Below are 2427 nucleotides of genomic sequence, written 5' to 3'. Positions count from 1 at the left end.
TTCTGGGCGTTGCTGTCGATCCCGTTTTTCATCGCTGCGTTCCGCACCCGCGCCGCCGGCTCCGCTCTCATCGGCTTTGCGATGACGAGCGTGGCGCTGATGACCCGCATGGGCAGCCTGTTCACCATTCCGGCATTGCTCCTGTGGCTGGTCTGGCAGTTTGGGCGGAGCGTGTCGGAGAAGCTCAGGATCGCAATCCTGGCGATCGCGATTGTCGGCGCGGTCATCAGTGTCAACACGCTGCTGTCGAGAGCCTTTGGGGCGGGCGGAGCTGAGACCGGCAGCAACTTTGCCTATGTGCTGTGCGGGCTCTCCATCGGCACCGGCTGGGAAGGCTGTCCTGCAAAGCTTGCAGAGCGCGGCGAGCGCCTGACTGGCGATGAGGCCGCCATTGCGAAGAGGCTCTACGGCTTCGCGTGGCAGAATCTTGCCGCAAAACCCACGGTGTTTCTCGCAAGGCTGACGGCCGGCGTGAAAGGCTTTCTTTCGCACTTTCCGGCCGTGATGTGGAAGGGTTATGCGGTCGTTCCGGACCGACGGCTCGGAGCGTTCGGGACCGTCTTGACGGTGATCAGCCTGATCGGCCTCGCCTGGCTCGCAAGACGCGGGACCAGCGAAGTCGAAGTCACGTTCTGGTGTCTCGTGGGGTCAAGCATCCTGCTCTCGTCCGCACTCATCTATCTCGATGACGGTGCGCGCACGCTCGCCGCAAGCCAGCCGTTGATCGCGCTGTTCATCGCGATGGGAATGAGCGATCCGCGACTGGCGGCCGGCCAGTCCGAACCGGGCGGCAGGCTGGTCGCTTACGGTGCGTCGGGGCTGATCATCGCCGCGCTGCTGGCTGTTTCCGTTCCGTGGACGGCGCACCGCCTCTCGTCCACTCAGGACGATCCGAAATATCGGGCATCAGGATCCGACGAAATCACGGTCGCGGGCGGGGCGAAGATGTCGGGCTTTCTCGTGCTCGCGGATGAGGCGCCTCTGCGCGCCGATATTCCGACCCTGCACGTCAGCGATTTTGAGGCGGTGGTCGCACAAAGCGGCGTCGAGTCCTATCAGGGCCTGATCCATCCGGTCTCGCCTGCGCTGCCCTTCGGCTTTGTCTTCGCAGCGCCCCTCGGGACCGGCATGACCGCGCCGAACATCTTCATCGTGCCCGCAGAGGTCATGGAGAGCCGCGACGTGCAGGCCTGGCATTTCCGGCTTGAACCCCGGGCATATAAGGCCGATGCGCCCGGTCGATATTGGTTCTTGGTGACAAGAGCGGAGCCGTGGCGCCAATGAGACCATCTTTGCCGCATCTCGGCCTCGACCTGCAAGGCGCGGATCAATTGGCCGATCCGACCACAACGTGCCCGTAGATGAAAACTGTTCATAAAATAGCGGCCGCCCGCGCGCTCTATCGCCTGGTTCACATGGGGCGAAGTGCTCTCGGTCGCACGGATCACACAACCGTCGTGCGAGATGGGGTGTCGTATGAGTTGGACCTGTCGCAGGGAATTGATTTTGCGATTTATCTCGATCAGTTCGAGCGGACCACGGCTCGCGCTCTGAGGAGACTGACCGAGCCTGGCTCGCTGGTTCTTGACATCGGGGCCAACGTGGGGGCGCACACGCTTCGCCTGGCCAGCCTTGTTGGCCCGAACGGCCAGGTGTTTGCTTTTGAGCCGACGGATTTTGCTTTTGGCAAGCTTCAGCGCAACCTCAGTCTCAACCCATCGCTCGCATCTCGGGTTCTCCCTTTCAACTGCTTTCTGACCGAGAGCGGCGAGACTGATGTCCCGGGTGCGATTTACTCAAGCTGGCCTCTGGTCGGAGGAACAGAGCTGCACGCCAAACATCTTGGGCGGGAGATGCGCACAGCGTCGGCGCGGGCGCAAAGTCTGGATTCCGCGCTCAGTGAACACGCCGGTCGGAAGGTGCAGCTGGTGAAGCTTGATGTCGATGGCTACGAATGTCAGGTTCTTCGCGGGGCGAGCCGGATGCTCCGCATCGATCGGCCGATCTTTGTCATGGAGCTGGCCCCCTATGTGCTCGAGGAGCGAGGGTCTTCACTTGCCGAGCTGCTGTCCTTCTTCGTTCCGCACGGATACGCGCTGTTTGCAGAGGAAACCGAGAAGCGATTGCCGTCAAGAGCGGATGAGTTGCAGGGCTTGATCGCGGACGGGGAAAGCATGAACGTCATCGCCCGCATTGCTTAGGACGATGGAGTGCCTCGAATGGGCCGTCAGCCGAGCCCGCCAATCCATGATCGTGATCTGATCTGCAGTCCGTCAAGCGGGGCTTTCGTGCTATCCATCGGAGCCGAATCAGTTGGGTGCTCGAACGCGTTGTCCCCTGTAATTTTCTGAATCAAAACGTGTCCGGAACGGCGTCTCGGTATTCGCCACAGGTGTGACGGCGTGCTAGGAGGGTGTATGGGGCGCG

General features: G+C 61.8%; 2 protein-coding genes. Both read left to right on the top strand.

The annotated features are described in order from the left end of the window. A partial coding sequence (locus JOZ76_RS35100; RefSeq protein ID WP_291705962.1) for a hypothetical protein occupies nucleotides 1-1284 on the top strand: 1284 nt, incomplete at its 5' end. A gap of 77 nt (nucleotides 1285-1361) precedes the next feature. After that, nucleotides 1362-2201 carry an FkbM family methyltransferase gene (locus JOZ76_RS35095; RefSeq protein WP_291705961.1) on the top strand — a complete coding sequence of 280 codons (840 nt, stop codon included), beginning with the start codon at nucleotides 1362-1364 and terminating at the stop codon, nucleotides 2199-2201. The last annotated feature ends 226 nt before the right edge of the window (nucleotides 2202-2427 follow it).

Source organism: Bradyrhizobium sp., from assembly GCF_019244115.1.
Taxonomy (GTDB): Bacteria; Pseudomonadota; Alphaproteobacteria; order Rhizobiales; family Xanthobacteraceae; genus Bradyrhizobium.
Note: the sequence above shows the minus strand (reverse complement) of the source record. Positions and strands in the feature narration are given on the sequence as shown.